Origin of the sequence: Geothermobacter ehrlichii (assembly GCF_008124615.1) — a bacterium.
Taxonomy (GTDB): Bacteria; Desulfobacterota; Desulfuromonadia; order Desulfuromonadales; family Geothermobacteraceae; genus Geothermobacter; species Geothermobacter ehrlichii.
Map to the genome: position 1 here is coordinate 32,852 of NZ_VNIB01000004.1, position 14,174 is coordinate 47,025.

The window sequence follows — 14,174 nt, forward strand, 5'->3', positions numbered from 1 at the left end:
GCTGAAGGCCGGAATTCGCAGGTAGCGTACACGGGTTGTGGCTTCAGGGGATCATATCGGGAGGAGTTTCAGGGAAGTTTAGGAGGAATTGAACAGTACGAGACGCGACGATCGACGGCCGTCACGCAAAAACGTCGGCAAGCCAGAAACCAAAGCCTCCGGCGGCCGGCCGCTTGCCGCCGGGCTGCGAACCTTCAACCTGAATCCGTGAGTTTATGCAGGATGGAGGGTGCAAGCGCCTGACCTGCAAGAGTTTTTCAAAAATCGCAAGGTGCACCCATAGGTTCACCGGTGATTTTTGGAAAGCTCAGACAGGTCAATGACGTGTGCCATCCGCCAGTGATGAGCTCACGGATTCAGGTTCAAGGCTCACGGCGGCGGCGAGTCGCCGCAGGTCGGCGCCCAGAGGCTGCCGGAAACCGGTCGGCAGCTGCTCAGTGGCGATCCAGACTTCGATCTGACCGATCCGTTGTTCCGGCCAGGGGTGCGACGCCAGCAGGCGCGGCGGTCGCCGGCCCCCCTGACGCACCAGCCGCGCGAACAGGTCAGTGGCACCGGCAGCGTGGCCATAGCGCGCCACCAGCAGCTCGAGGGCGAACCGGTCGGCCGCCGACTCCTGCCGGCGCGAATAGCCGGCCTGCCAGGGAAGAAAGAGGCTGGAGACCAGGTCGGTGATATCCGAATTCTCGCCGAAGAGCATCACCGCCAGAACGGTTACCGCCAGGCCGCGCCCCAGCCGCCGCAGGTGATCCCGGTGAGCGAAGTGCCCCAGTTCATGGGCCAGCACCATGGCCAGCTCGTTCTCCGAGGTGACCTCGCGCAAAAGACCGGCAAAAACGACAATGGTGTTGCCCGGCAAAGCCACGGCGTTGACTTCGGGAATCTCGGCCAGCAGCACCCGGAAAGACTGCCGCCGGAGGGGGGAATCGGCCGGCAGGGCCGCCAGCAAGGCGTCGAGGCGCTTTTGCAGGGCCGCCTCGTCCTTCGTCGGCATCCTCTTCAGGACCATATCCCCCAGCTGTTTCTGCACCGGCAGAGAGACATGATCCACCACCAGGTCGACGGCCAGCCCGAGGCCGCCGAAAACCAGCAGGCAGAGCAGCACCAGCCCGCCGACCAGCCAGGCGAACTCGACCAGCGGGTGGGTTTTCGAGACGTTGACGTTTTCAGCGGGGAGTCTGGGGGTGAATTTCATCCGCCTGGTCAGCAATCATCAGAGAGGAACGATACGCCATCCGGAAAGAGAATGTATTCAACGCGGAGACGCCTGAGGGGCAGAGGCAGAAAGAAAAAGCACTATTTTTTCAGATTTTAAAAATCGCTTTTTCGGCTTGGCTCTGCGGCCTCTCCTTCTCTGCGCCTCTGCGTTAAAAAGAATCTTCCAGGTCTTTCGACCGCAGCAGAGCTTCACCGGTTGAAGACGATCGCCGTACCGTAGGCGATGGCCTCGACGCTGCCGATGCTTTTCTTGCGGTTGGCGTTGCGACCGATGACGGCGGTTTCCAGACGCATGTTGATGATCATCCCGGCGCCCTTCTTGCGGGCTTCCTCTTTCATGCGCAGCACCGCCTCGCGCCGGGCACGGTCGACCAGCGATTCGTAGGATTTGACCCGGCCACCGAAGATGTTGCGCAGAATCGCCAGCAGGCGCTTGAAATAGTCGATGGAAATCACCGCGCTGCCGCTGACCAGAAATGAACGGCGCACCTTGCCCGGCGGAAAGGAACCTTCGGCGGTCACCACCGACATCCGCACCAGCTCGGCTTCGCGCCTGCGGATGGAACGGTAGTGGCGCTTTTCGGCGATGGTTCCCGCGGTATAGCCCAGAGTCAGCAGCAGGAGTAAGGAGAACAGGTCGGGATAGCGGACGAACAGCTCCAGCACGACCGGCTCCTATTCGACCCGCACCGCGGTGCCGTAGGCGAAAAGCTCCGCCGCGCCCTGGGCCACGCTCGAAGTGGCGAAACGGATGTTGACCACCGCGTTGGCTCCGAGCAGCCGGGCCTGCTCCGCCATACGCCTGGTCGCCTCTTCCCTGGCTTCCTGCAGCAGCTCGGTGTAGCCCTTCAGTTCGCCGCCGACCAGATTCTTCAGCCCGGCCATCAGGTCGCGGCCGAGATGCTTGGCGCGCACGGTGCTGCCCTGCACCAGGCCGAAATGCTCCACGATCTTCTTGCCGGGAACGGTGTTGACGTTGGTGAGAATCATGTCACGCCCTCCTGTGACGGGAATGGAATCGGACGATGCCAGCCATTATAGATTGTCCATTTTGTCCCGGCCATAAAAAACGGGAAAGGCCCCCCTTTGCCCCCCTTCCCCCTTGCCAGCCGGGCGTGTTTCGGTTACCATGGGCCGCCTCTAGGCCAGTAGCACAATTGGCTAGTGCACCGGTCTCCAAAACCGGGGGTTGGGGGTTCGAGTCCCTCCTGGCCTGCCAATAATCACAAAGGGAGCGGGAACCCGCTCCCTTTTCCGTTGTCGCCCTCAACACGGGAGCAGGACCGATGGACGCGCGCATCATCATCCATTACAGCGAAATCGCTACCAAGGGTAAGAACCGGGCCTATTTCGAAAACGCCCTGGTCAAACGGATCAGGCAGGCGGTCGGCGGTCAGGCCCAGGTCTACAAGCGTTACGGCCGCATCGTCTGCGTCCCCCACGATCATGCCGATCCGCAGCGCCTGCGCGACAACCTGAAGCGGGTGCCGGGCATCGCCCACTTTTCCATGGGGGTCGCCGCGCCGAAGGATGTGGAGGCGATCAAGGAAAAGGCGGCGGAGCTGCTGCGGCAGTCCGAATTCGCCACCTTCGGCGTGCGCACCAACCGATCGGACAAGACCTTTCCGGTCAACTCCAACGAGATCAGCCGGCAGGTGGGAGGGTACCTTGCCGCCACCCTCGACAAGAAGGTCAACCTGACCAGGCCCGACCTCTGGCTCTTCATCGAGCTGACCCACCGGGAAACCCTGCTCTACAGCGAAAAGATCCCCGGTCCGGGCGGCCTGCCCGTCGGCGTCAGCGGCAAGGTGGTCGCCTCCCTGTCGGGCGGCATCGACAGCCCGGTGGCGGCCTGGATGATGATGAAACGCGGCTGCGAGATCATCTTCGGCCACATCCGCAACGAGACCCAGTTCGCCGGGGCGGCGGTGAGCAAGATCGAGAACCTGGTCTCGACCCTGGCCCGCAGTCAGCGCCGGGCCAAGCTCTACATCTTTCCCTTCGGCGACATCCAGCGCCATATCATCGCCTTCGTTCCCGCCAAGGAACGGATGATCGTCTACCGCCGCTGCATGATGCGCCTGCTCAACATGCTGGCCGAGCAGGAAGGCGCCGGCGCCATCGTCACCGGCGATTCCCTCGGCCAGGTCGCCTCCCAGACCCTGGACAACATGCGCTGCATCCAGGCGGCCTCCGAGCGGCCGGTCCTCGCCCCCCTGGTCGGCCTGAACAAGGACGAGATCATCGCCATCGCCGAGCAGGTCGGCACCTACGAGGATTCGATCCAGCCCTATCCCGACTGCTGCTCGTTCATGATCGCTCCGCACCCGGAAACCCGGGCCAACCTAGAGGAGATCGAACGCTACGAGGCCAACATGCCGCAGCTTGACGAACTGCTGCGACAGTGCCTGGAGCAGGCCGAACTGCGCCTGTTCAGTCCGCGCGAGGACGACGCCGGCGACGGGGGAGATTAATTTACCCCTCTTGTCAGCACCCTCCGCGGTGGTAGGGTAGAAGAAGACCCGTCAACCCGCTACAAGCAACAGTCAGGCCGAAGCAGCCTGAGCGGAGGTTCCCATGTCTCTCAAGGAAAAACTCGCCGCCCTGAAAACCGCGGCGGTGCAGAAAATGCCGCCCGAAGCCCTGCAGGTCATCCAGCGTGCCCGGCAACGGCTCGAAGAATCCGGTCTGGCCGGCAAGGCCAGAAAAGCCGGCGACAGGGCACCGGCCTTTTCGCTGCCCGACACCTCAGGCAACGTCCACGACCTGCAGGCCATGCTCACCCGGGGGCCGGTCGTTCTGGTCTTCTTCCGCGGCGGCTGGTGACCCTACTGCGTCGCGGAGCTGGAAGCTCTGCAAGCCGTCTACGCCGACATTCGGGCGACCGGCGCCAACATGGTCGCCATCTCGCCCATGGTCGCCCATCACGCCAGAAAGACTGTCTCCGACCTGCAGCTCGCCTTTCCCCTGCTGCTCGACGCCGGCAACAGGGTCGCCGCCGACTTCGGCCTGGTGTTCACCCTGCCGGAGGAGCTGCGCGAGGTCTACCGGGGCTTCGGCATCGACCTGGAACGCTTCAACGGCACCCCGGACTGGACCCTGGCGATGCCGGCGCGCTACGTCATCGACACGGATGGAACCATTCTCGCCGCCCAGGTCAATGCCGACTACACCGAACGCCCGGAGCCGGAAGAGACGCTGCAGCAGCTACGGCGAAGAAAGACCGACTGACTCGCCGGCAATACAAAAAAAATGGAATTATCGATGGTTAAAAAGCGGGGACAGCTTCCAAAAGGAGCTGTCCCCGCCCCTACCTGCGTCAGCAGGCTGAAAAAATGGGCGGCGCGAACGCCGCCAGACAGGTGGAGATTTGTCCAAGGGACGGTTCGTCCTTCAGGCCGGACCGCCCCTTGGGACTGATTGAAAAAGAACTGATCCGGAAACAGAATCAGCGCTTTTTCAAAATCAGTCCAACGGCCTGGGCCACAACGAAGATGGAAATGTAGGCGGTCAGATGCAGCGCGAAGCTTTCCAACATGGTCCTTCCTCCTTTCGCAGTGTTGGTCCTGCCCGGCGCACATGCCAAAATCGAGCCATAACATATCGAGATTCAAAAGGATTTTCAAAACGCCCTTTTCCAACTTCCGTTCACTTCAGCAAAACAAGATCCTGTCAAAAAATTCTTCCGCCATTTCAGCATGTTGCGGACCAAAACCCATTTGACATCCGACGTTGACGACCTCTCCGGCTTTTCAAACTTTTCACCCCAACCTCCTGTTATGACAGACAAAACAGAACCTTGCGGCATTTTTTCCAGCTCGCGGGTCAAAAGGTCACATCAGGTCGTGACTTCCCTCGTCCGACTTGCCGCCAGGCGGCCATGGATGCTACATTCCTGCGGCGACATCAGGGAGAGAGCCGACCATGACCACAGCTTCGGACCGCTTTTGGGTCGATTACAGGATCACCGTCCGCGACGGACGCTCCATCGAGGATCACGCCCGCGACATCTGCATCGAACAGACGGTGGAAGTGCCGCCGGAGGTCATCCCCGATACCCATGGTGAACTGGGCCTGATCGGCAGGGTCGAATCCTGTCGACCGGTGGTCGACCGCGCCAACGTCTGGCAGGTCCGGATCAGTTACCGGCTTGACGTGACGGGCTTTTCCCTGCCGCAACTGCTCAATGTCCTCTTCGGCAACATTTCGCTGAAAAACAACATCCTGGTCAGCGGCCTGCAATATCCGGAGGGACTGCTCGAACATCTGCCCGGGCCCCGTTTCGGCATCTCCGGATTGCGCCGGCTGCTGGGCGTTCATGGCCGAGCCCTGGCCTGCACGGCCATCAAACCCATGGGGCTGCCGATCGGAGACTTCGTCCGCATCGCCACCGAATTCGCCCGCGGCGGCGCCGACCTGATCAAGGATGACCACGGCCTCGCCGACCAGCCCTTTCACCCCTTCGAAGAAAGGGTCGCCCGCTGCCAGGAAGCCATCGAAAGGGTCAACGCCCAGACCGGTCGCCGCTGTCTCTACTTTCCCATGGTGTCCGGCGGCTACGACCGCCTCGAAAAACAGCTGGCCTTCGCCGCCCGCGAGGGGGTTCGCGGCGTCATGGTCGGCCCCATGCTGATCGGGCTCGATTCGGTCCGCCACATCGCCCGCGAATACGGTCTGGCGGTCATGGCCCATCCGGCCCTGACCGGAACCTGTTTCCACGACCGCAGCCACGGCATAACCCCGGCGGTGCTTCTGGGCACCCTCTTTCGCCTGGCCGGTGCCGACATTTCCATCTATCCCCACGCCGGCGGCCGCTTTCACCTGACCGCGGAGGAATGCCGCGAGCTGGCCGATGCCCTGCGCCGGCCCGAAGGCCGGCTGCAGCCCGCCTTCCCCTGCCCTGCCGGCGGCATGACCCTCGACCGGGTGCCGGAGCTGATCGATTTCTACGGACCGGACGTCATCCTGCTCATCGGCGGCGACATTCTGCGCCAGCGGGATATTGCCGGCGCAGTGGGCCGGTTCATGGACCGGTTGCGCCAGTGCGGGCAGGAGGAACTGTCTCCCCCGGAATCCGGTCCGGCCGGAGCCTGCGAATGGCGGTCCGGAGCCGGTCCGGCCGGTCGGGTGGAGGAGATTCTGCGCTTTGCCGGCTATACCTGGAGCGATCGCCGGCGCCAGGCCTACAAGGCGGAAGACGAAGCCGATTTCAAGGGAGTCAGCCGGCAGGAACTGACCGGCAAGTTCGGTGAACGAACCGCCTTCGATCTGCGCTATTTCGAGATCGAGCCCGGCGGCTGGTCAAGCCGGGAAAAACACGTGCACGAACATGTCATCATCGGCGTCCGTGGCCGAGGGCTGCTCTGCAAGCAAACGAAGGAGATCCCCATCGGCATCAACGACGTCGCCTATATCGCGCCCCTCGAGGTACATCAGCTGCGCAATCCTGGTGACGAACCCTTCGGTTTTTATTGCATCGTCGATCACAAGCGCGACCGGCCCCAGCCGGCATGACCCAAAGGAGCAGACCATGAGCGAGAAGAAAAATCTCACCCCATCCTGTGCCAACTGCAGCGCCATCTTTCAGAAACAGGGCGCGACCAACTGCTGGAGCGAGCCGGGGCAGGGCCCGGCCAGACCGGCCTACTGCCCTTCCGAACCCCATGCCGAGGCCATCGCCGAGGCCTTCGACCGTTACCGGGGGGACGATTTCGACGCCCGCCTGGCACGGGTCGCGGCCATAGTCGAGGGGCTCTGCTACCAGCCGGTTCCCGGCTCGGACGCGGTCAACGCCCGCTGGACCCGCGTCGAGGACACCATCGCCCTGTGCAAGCTGATGGGATTCAGAAAGATCGGCATCGCCACCTGCATCGGCATGCTGGAAGAAACCCGCCGCCTGTCCGACATCCTCACCGCCCAGGGGCTGGAGCCCTGCTCGGCCTGCTGCAAGGCGGGCAGCATCGACAAGCTCGACCTGGATCTGAAGGAGGAGGACAAGGTCCGTCCCGGCACCTTCGAGCCGGCCTGCAACCCCATCGCCCAGGCGCGGATCTTCAACAGTGAAGGGACCGACATGAACATCATCATGGGGCTGTGCGTCGGCCACGACATGTTGTTCAGCAAGTACTCCGAGGCGCCCGTCACCACCCTGGTGGTCAAGGACCGGGTCACCGGCCACAATCCGGTCAGCGTGCTCTACGGCCAGAACTTCTACTACAAGCGGCTGCAGAAGCAGCCGGTTCTGCGCGACGAAGACCTGGAAACGGAGGACTGAAGCGGCCCGATTCAGCCCCGTCGGCGGCCGGCCGCCAGAAACCAGAGGGCGGCCAGCAGCTGCAGGCCGAGCAGCACCCCGAACCCCAGCCGGTATCCGGCCGGCCGATAGCCGCCGGTCGCCGTCACCGGCCACAGTCCGACCATCCAGCCAACCGCCCACTGGGCGGCGAAGGCGCCGACGAAGACCAGCAGGTTGAGGGCGGTGGTCGCCCGGCCGGAAAGAGACGGCGGAAAGCTCTGCCCCAGAACGGCGTAGGGCAGGATGCAGGTCGTGCCGAAAAAGCCGAACAGCAGCCAGAGCCAGACGGCGCTCGCCGGACCGGCGAACAGCAGGCCGAACTGCACCAGGGCGAAGCCGGACATCCCGGCAGCCGCTGTCGTCTGCGGTCCGATTCCCCGCCGCGCCAGCCGCTCGGCAAGCACGCCGAACGTGAAGTAGCCGAGCACCATCATCACCGCCACCAGCAGCAGAACGCGGGCGACACCCGCCCGGTCGAACAGACCGACATCACGCAGCCAGGGACCGGACCAGAGACCGTAGAGGGAGAGATAGGCCGCCTGGCCGGCGACCGTCCAGGGGGTCAGCCGCCAGAAGGCGGCACTGGTAAACACCTGTCCCAGTCCCCGCAGCTGGCCGGCCAGAGTGTCGGAGCGGGCCGGCCGCTTCACCTCGGGAATCACCAGCCAGAGGATGACCGCCGCCAGCAGGGTCAGGCCGGCCAGCAGCAGAAAGACCCCCCGCCAGTCGGTCATCCCCAGCGCCATCTCCACCGGCACCGTCGCCGCCAAGGCCCCCAGACCGCCGGAAACCATCTGCACCCCGTTGGCCAGCGGCAGCCTCTCGGCGGGAAACCAGAGGACAAAAGCCTTGAACGCGGCCATCAGGCAGGCCGAAACGCCGATGCCGATCAGGCCGCGGCCAACCACCAGCCATTCCAGGCTCTGGGCGCGGGCGAAAACCAGGGCACCCAGGGCGGCGACCAGCAGCAGCAGGCTTTCCACCCGGCGCGGCCCGAAGCGGTCGAGCAGAATCCCCAGCGGCAGCTGAGACAGGGCGAAGGTGAGAAAGTAGGCCGAGGTGAGAAAGCCGAGACTCGCCGGCAAAAGCACCAGGTCGCGCGCCAGGTCGGGGGCGATGACGGCATTGACCGTCCGGTAGAGATAGGAAAGAAAGTAGCCGAAACCGAAAGGCAGAAAGAGTCGCAGGTAGAACATCATTCACGTCCCCGCCGTCATCCTCCCCCTTCCACGCGGCAAAAGGGGGCCGGCGCGTCATTGCGCCGGCGACGGACATTTATTGTTGACACCGCCAGTCACCAATGAATATCATTCGAAGCATATGGATATCAAGCGAACAATCGACGACATCGACTTTCAGATTCTAAACATTCTTCAAAAAAAGGCCCGGATTCCGAACGCCGAGGTCGCCCGACAGGTCGGCATGGCCCCTTCGGCGGTGCTGGAGCGCATCCGCAAGCTGGAAGAACGGGGCATCATCGAAGGCTACGAGGTGCGCCTCAACCCGGAGCCCTTCGGGCAGGGACTGGCCGCCTTCGTCCAGGTCGAGATCGACCCGGCGACGGCCAACGGCGACCTGGAAACCCGACTGGCCGAATTGCCCGGCGTCCAGGAGCTGCACCAGGTCGCCGGCGGCGACGGCTACCTGCTGAAGATCCGGGCGGCCAACGCCCGCCAGCTGGGACAGGTGCTGCGTGACCGGCTGCTGACCATCCCCGGCGTCAGGAGTAGCCGCACCCAGATCGTGCTGAACACGGTGAAGGAAACCCGGCGCATCGACCTGGGATGAAAAACCGGGAATCCAGAAGTCAGGAGCCAGAATCGCTTCAACAGATTTCTCCTGAATTCTGCCCCCTGAATTCCCAAACGACTTTCAAAGGAGACATTTACACCCATGCCCATGTCAGACGCTTTCAAGCAGCGGCTCTTTCCCGAGCTGGAGCGGATCGCCGAGCACTTCGGCACGCCGTTCCACATCTATGACGAGGCCGGCATCCTCGATACCGGCGCCCGGCTGAAAGAGGCCTTCGCCGGCATCGAGGGCTTTCAGGAATACTACGCCGTCAAGGCGCTGCCCAACCTGAAGATCCTGGAACTGATGAAGCGGATGGGCTTCGGCTTCGACTGCAGCTCCATTCCCGAGCTGGTCATGGCCCGACGGGTCGGCGCCGGACCGATGGAGATCATGTTCACCTCCAACAACACCGCGCCGCACGAGTTCACCGCCGCGGCGGCGGACGGCGGCTGCATTCTCAACCTCGACGACATCTCCCTGATCGCCAAGGTGCCCGAGCCCTTTCCGGAGCTGATCTGCTTCCGCTACAATCCGGGCCCCCGCCGCACCGGCAACGTGATCATCGGCAACCCGGTCGAGGCCAAGTACGGCGTCACCCACAACCAGGTGGTCGACGCCTACCGGCAGGCCCGCGAGCGGGGCGCGAAGCGCTTCGGCCTGCACACAATGGTCGCCTCCAACGAGCTCGACTACACCTACATGGTCGAAACGGCCCGCATGATTCTCGAGGTGGCCGAACTGGTGATGAACGAGCTCGGCATCCGCTTCGAGTTCGTCAACATCGGCGGCGGCTTCGGCATCCCCTACCGCCCCGACGACAGCCCCCTCGACCTGGCGCGGATGAGCCGGGAGATCACCGCCCTGTTCGACGACTTCCGGGCCCGGCACGGCCAGGCGCCACGAATGGTCATGGAGTCGGGCCGCTGGATGACCGGTCCGCACGGGGTGCTGGTGACCCGGGCCATCAACCACAAGGACACCTACCGCCGCTATATCGGCGTCGACGCCTGCATGTCGAGTCTGATGCGGCCGGCCATCTACGGCGCCTATCATCACATCGACGTTCCCGGCGCCGAAGGCCGGCCGACCGAGGTGGTCGACGTGGTCGGCTCGCTGTGCGAGAACAACGACAAGTTCGCCGTCCAGCGGGAACTGCCACGCATCGAGGAGGGCGACCTGCTGGTGATCCACGACACCGGCGCCCACGGCCACGCCATGGGTTTCCAGTACAACGGCCGCCTGCGGCCGCAGGAGCTGCTGCTGCGCGCCGACGGCCGGGTCGAGCTGATTCGGCGGGCGGAAACCCTCGACGACTATCTCGCCACCCAGACCTTCGAGCCCAGAACCCTGGCTCTCTGAGATCCGAAAGGAGCGGGGCCGGCCCGGCACCACCGGGCCGGCCCCGAACCGAACCATGAAGCGACTGGCCGGCTGCCGCCGTCAGACCTTTGTCAAATACGCGCTGCTGCAGATCCCCGGCACCCTGCTGCTGGTGCTGGTCCTGCTGGTCATCGACCGCTTCACACCATTGCCGTCATCCTGGTTCTGGGGCATCCTGCTGCTCTGGCTGGCCAAGGAAGCTGTTCTCTTCCCCCTGACCTGGCGATCCTATCAATCGGAAACAGCCGGGGCGGAACCGCCTGTCGGCCGCACCGCCGAAGTCATCGTTCCCCTGGATCCGGAAGGCACGGTCAGGGTCGGAGGCGAGCTGTGGCAGGCCCGCTGCCGCGATGGCGGACGGATCGGTACCGGAGAGCAGGTGCGGATTCTGGCGCGGGAAGGGATGATGCTGCAGGTGGAACGGAAGGAAGACTCAAGCCGCTGAAAACGTAGTCGGCCCCGCTTGTTGTCGACAGTCCGATGCTCAGCCGGAACCGGCTTCCAGCCAGCGCCGCCAGCCGCCCAGGCAGCAGAATTCATGCAACTGTCCATCATTCAGCCTGCGACCGCCGACCAGGGCGTGCATCAGGCGCATCCGCAGCAGGGTCCGACCGAACCAGTCACGCATCTCGGACATTTCACCGACTAGCTCAACGACGGGACAGGGTTCCCCCCCGGTCCCGGACAGGCGAAAAATGAGGGGTTCTCCCGGCCTGAGCCGCCGAACCGTTTCCGGCCCTTCCCTCAGGCCAAGGGTCATCACCGGCCTGTCGTCACAGACCAGCCCGTACCAGATTACCCTGAACATTCCCGCTCCCTCCGCGAGGGAGGATCGGAGACTGCCGACAGGCCGGGACGGCTTCAGTCGAACACGATCGAGATCCATGTCCTTCATTGAACCATTTTTCCGCTGTTTGGCAAGCGACCCAGATCAACGGATTCGATAGCCGTTGCAGTTCCATCTGCCACGTTGCCAACGTCGATCTGGTGCTCGACATGGCTGTTGCCACGCTTGCACCCGAATCGGCCGGGCGCTTCGCGGCTTGACCTGTACCGGCCCCCTCGGCCCGCAAAACAGGCGGTGGGCCTGAGGCGGGGAAGATTCTTGACAATTTTTCTGTATTTTAGCAGAATCGCTTTATCCGAATTAAGGAGATATTAGCCGATGAAACTTTCCACCAAGAGCCGCTACGGCTTGCGGGCGATCTTCGACATGGCCTACCACTCGGGCAACTTTCCCGCCCAGATCAAGGACATCTCACGGCGGCAGAACATATCCCCCCGCTACCTGGAGCAGATCTTCCAGGACCTGAAACGGGCGGGACTGCTCAAGAGCCGCCGCGGCCCCCAGGGGGGCTACACCCTGGCCCGCGACCCGGCCGACATCACCGTCAAGGATGTCATCGAGGCCGCCGAAGGCGAGGTTTTTCTCGTCGCCTGCACCGCCCGGGAGAAGAGTTGTGCCGCCAACTGTGAATTCGACCAAAACTGCGTCACGCAGAAAATCTGGGAAGAGGCCAACAAGAGGCTGAACACGTATTTTTCCTCGGTTTCGCTGAAGGACATGTGCGACATGGCGCGCGAGATGGGCATCGAAAAGGAACTCGACCATCGCTACATGTATTTCATCTGAAACGGCGAAAAGACCCATGGCAACCCGAACCCTGCTCGAACAGATCGGCAATACCCCCCTGATTCGCATCGACGGTCTGGTGGACGACAGCCACGCCGCCATCTGGGGCAAACTCGAGGCCGCCAACCCCGGCGGCAGTGTCAAGGACCGCATCGCCCTGGCCATGATCCGCAAGGCCGAGGAAGACGGTTGTCTGCGCCCCGGCGCCACCATCGTCGAACCGACCAGCGGCAACACCGGCATCGGCCTGTCGCTGGTGGCAGCCGCCCGGGGCTACCGCGTGATCCTGACCATGCCCGACTCCATGAGCCTGGAACGGCGGCGCCTGCTGGGCGCCTTCGGCGCCGAGCTGGTGCTGACACCCGGCGAACTGGGCATGCGCGGCGCCATCGACCGGGCCGAGGAGATCGCACGGGAACACAAGGCCTTCATGCCGCAGCAGTTCAGCAACCCGGCCAACCCGGAAGTCCATCGCCAGACGACCGGGCCCGAAATCATCCGGGCACTGGAGGGTCATATCGACGCCCTGGTGACCGGCGTCGGCACCGGCGGCACCATCACCGGCGTCGGCCGGGCGCTGAAGGAACACGGACTCGATCCCCTGATCGTCGCCGTCGAGCCGGCCGATTCGCCGGTCCTTTCCGGCGGCCTGCCGGGGCCGCACAAGATCCAGGGCATCGGCGCCGGCTTCGTGCCCGAGGTTCTCGACACCGGCATCTACAGCGAAGTGATCACCGTCGACGGTGCCGAGGCGATCGCCATGACCCGGCGGCTTGCCCGCCGGTGCGGCCTGTTTGTCGGCATCTCCTCCGGCGCCAACCTGGTCGCCGCCGCAGCCGTCGCCCGCCGGCTCGGCCCAGGCAACAACGTGGTCACCTTTCTCTGCGACACCGGCGAACGCTATCTTTCCACCGGCATCTACGACTGACGCCGGACCAAGGACGTACAACGTGAACGACACAACTCTCAACAGCAAATTCGACCGGCTGAAGTCGATTCTCGAAGAACTCGGATCGGTGGTCATCGCCTTTTCCGGCGGCGTCGATTCGACCTTTCTGCTCAAGGTCGCCATCGACACCCTCGGAACCGACAGGGTGCTGGCGCTGACCGCCACCTCGCCCACCTATCCGCAGTTCGAATTCGAACAGGCCTGCCGGCTGGCCGCCGATTTCGGCGCCCGCCAGCTGGTGGTCGAAAGCAACGAACTGGAGATTCCCGGCTTCGCGCAGAATCACCGCCGGCGCTGCTACCACTGCAAGCACGAGCTCTTTTCCATCTGCCGCGACAAGGCGCGGCAGCTCGGCTACAGGGCCGTCCTCGACGGCTCCAACCGGGACGACCTGAACGACCACCGCCCCGGGCGGGACGCCGCCGCCGAACTTGAGGTGCGCTCGCCGCTGCTCGAAGCCGGCCTCGGCAAGGAGGATATCCGTACCCTGAGCCGCCGGCTGGGATTGCCGACCGCCGACAAGCAGGCCTTCGCCTGTCTTTCGTCCCGCTTTCCCTACGGCACCGAAATCACCGCCGAACGGCTGCGGCAGGTCGACCGCTGTGAAACCTTTCTGCGTGAAAAGGGCTTTCGCAACTACCGGGTGCGCTACCACGACAGCGTCGCCCGCATCGAGGTGGCTGCGGATGAAATCGGCCACTTCTTCGACGAGGCCCTGCGCCAGGCGGTGACCGCTGAATTCAGGGCCGCCGGATTCACCTATGTCGCCCTCGACCTGCAAGGATACCGCACCGGCAGCATGAACGAGGTCTGATTCCTTTTACCGGGCGGAAGCGGCAAGCCGAAGGCACAAACAGCCGGGTTGCCTCATCGGAAGCTGCAAGGATTTGATTTTTGCCTGTCCG

The 14,174-nt window shown here is 63.7% G+C and carries 15 protein-coding genes, 1 tRNA gene and 1 pseudogene; 12 read left to right on the forward strand and 5 right to left on the reverse strand.

Features of this window, described 5'->3' with window-relative positions; translation table 11 throughout:
* Nucleotides 1–316: 316 nt before the first annotated feature.
* The 3 genes from EDC39_RS05475 to EDC39_RS05485 form a co-directional block, all read right to left on the reverse strand.
* Nucleotides 317–1,195 (reverse strand): M48 family metallopeptidase, encoded by an 879-nt coding sequence (locus EDC39_RS05475; RefSeq protein ID WP_148895378.1) that lies wholly within the window; start codon nucleotides 1,193–1,195, stop codon nucleotides 317–319.
* 212 nt (nucleotides 1,196–1,407) lie between these two features.
* Entirely contained in the window at nucleotides 1,408–1,884 is a 477-nt protein-coding gene (locus EDC39_RS05480; protein WP_246140186.1) for a YbjQ family protein, read from the reverse strand.
* A gap of 9 nt (nucleotides 1,885–1,893) precedes the next feature.
* On the reverse strand, nucleotides 1,894–2,208 hold the full coding sequence (locus EDC39_RS05485) for a YbjQ family protein (protein ID WP_148895379.1): 315 nt from the start codon (nucleotides 2,206–2,208) through the stop codon (nucleotides 1,894–1,896).
* A 152-nt stretch (nucleotides 2,209–2,360) separates the two neighbouring features.
* Here EDC39_RS05485 and EDC39_RS05490 point away from each other — a divergent pair.
* From EDC39_RS05490 to EDC39_RS05510, 6 genes and pseudogenes are all read left to right on the forward strand, one after another.
* Nucleotides 2,361–2,437, forward strand: a tRNA-Trp gene (locus EDC39_RS05490).
* A gap of 67 nt (nucleotides 2,438–2,504) precedes the next feature.
* The gene (gene thiI / locus EDC39_RS05495; RefSeq protein ID WP_148895380.1) at nucleotides 2,505–3,692 is read left to right on the forward strand and encodes a tRNA uracil 4-sulfurtransferase ThiI; all 1,188 of its coding nucleotides are present in this window, start codon (nucleotides 2,505–2,507) and stop codon (nucleotides 3,690–3,692) included.
* A gap of 103 nt (nucleotides 3,693–3,795) precedes the next feature.
* A complete protein-coding gene (locus tag EDC39_RS15435) occupies nucleotides 3,796–4,044 on the forward strand; it encodes a thioredoxin domain-containing protein (protein ID WP_222862840.1) in 249 nt (82 codons plus the stop codon).
* 12 nt (nucleotides 4,045–4,056) lie between these two features.
* A pseudogene (locus EDC39_RS15440) lies at nucleotides 4,057–4,449 on the forward strand (redoxin domain-containing protein); the annotation flags it as partial.
* A gap of 693 nt (nucleotides 4,450–5,142) precedes the next feature.
* Entirely contained in the window at nucleotides 5,143–6,732 is a 1,590-nt protein-coding gene (locus tag EDC39_RS05505) for a RuBisCO large subunit C-terminal-like domain-containing protein (protein WP_148895382.1), read from the forward strand.
* Between the two features lie 16 nt (nucleotides 6,733–6,748).
* On the forward strand, nucleotides 6,749–7,492 hold the full coding sequence (locus EDC39_RS05510; protein ID WP_148895383.1) for a DUF1847 domain-containing protein: 744 nt from the start codon (nucleotides 6,749–6,751) through the stop codon (nucleotides 7,490–7,492).
* 11 nt (nucleotides 7,493–7,503) lie between these two features.
* On the opposite strand, the gene EDC39_RS05515 is transcribed toward EDC39_RS05510, so the two are convergent.
* Nucleotides 7,504–8,712, reverse strand: a complete 1,209-nt coding sequence (locus tag EDC39_RS05515) for an MFS transporter (RefSeq protein ID WP_222862841.1) — start codon at nucleotides 8,710–8,712, stop codon at nucleotides 7,504–7,506.
* Nucleotides 8,713–8,833: 121 nt separating this feature from the next.
* On the opposite strand from EDC39_RS05515, the gene EDC39_RS05520 reads away from it, so the two are divergent.
* The 3 genes from EDC39_RS05520 (at nucleotide 8,834) to EDC39_RS05530 (ending at nucleotide 11,132) form a co-directional block, all read left to right on the forward strand.
* Nucleotides 8,834–9,301 (forward strand): Lrp/AsnC family transcriptional regulator, encoded by a 468-nt coding sequence (locus EDC39_RS05520; RefSeq protein WP_148895385.1) that lies wholly within the window; start codon nucleotides 8,834–8,836, stop codon nucleotides 9,299–9,301.
* Nucleotides 9,302–9,406: 105 nt separating this feature from the next.
* Nucleotides 9,407–10,666, forward strand: coding sequence for a diaminopimelate decarboxylase (gene lysA, locus EDC39_RS05525; protein WP_148895386.1), 1,260 nt, complete (start codon nucleotides 9,407–9,409; stop codon nucleotides 10,664–10,666).
* 55 nt (nucleotides 10,667–10,721) lie between these two features.
* Nucleotides 10,722–11,132, forward strand: a complete 411-nt coding sequence (locus EDC39_RS05530) for an NfeD family protein (RefSeq protein ID WP_148895387.1) — start codon at nucleotides 10,722–10,724, stop codon at nucleotides 11,130–11,132.
* 39 nt (nucleotides 11,133–11,171) lie between these two features.
* Here EDC39_RS05530 and EDC39_RS05535 read toward each other — a convergent pair whose 3' ends face one another.
* Nucleotides 11,172–11,495, reverse strand: coding sequence for a hypothetical protein (locus tag EDC39_RS05535; protein ID WP_148895388.1), 324 nt, complete (start codon nucleotides 11,493–11,495; stop codon nucleotides 11,172–11,174).
* Between the two features lie 357 nt (nucleotides 11,496–11,852).
* Here EDC39_RS05535 and EDC39_RS05540 point away from each other — a divergent pair, with 357 nt between their 5' ends.
* Genes EDC39_RS05540 through larE form a run of 3 tightly spaced genes read left to right on the forward strand, consistent with a single transcriptional unit; the run spans nucleotide 11,853 to nucleotide 14,083 of the window.
* On the forward strand, nucleotides 11,853–12,320 hold the full coding sequence (locus tag EDC39_RS05540; RefSeq protein WP_148895389.1) for an RrF2 family transcriptional regulator: 468 nt from the start codon (nucleotides 11,853–11,855) through the stop codon (nucleotides 12,318–12,320).
* Between the two features lie 16 nt (nucleotides 12,321–12,336).
* Nucleotides 12,337–13,248 (forward strand): cysteine synthase A, encoded by a 912-nt coding sequence (cysK, locus tag EDC39_RS05545; protein ID WP_148895390.1) that lies wholly within the window; start codon nucleotides 12,337–12,339, stop codon nucleotides 13,246–13,248.
* A gap of 22 nt (nucleotides 13,249–13,270) precedes the next feature.
* The gene (larE, locus tag EDC39_RS05550) at nucleotides 13,271–14,083 is read left to right on the forward strand and encodes an ATP-dependent sacrificial sulfur transferase LarE (protein ID WP_148895391.1); all 813 of its coding nucleotides are present in this window, start codon (nucleotides 13,271–13,273) and stop codon (nucleotides 14,081–14,083) included.
* Nucleotides 14,084–14,174 lie beyond the last annotated feature (91 nt).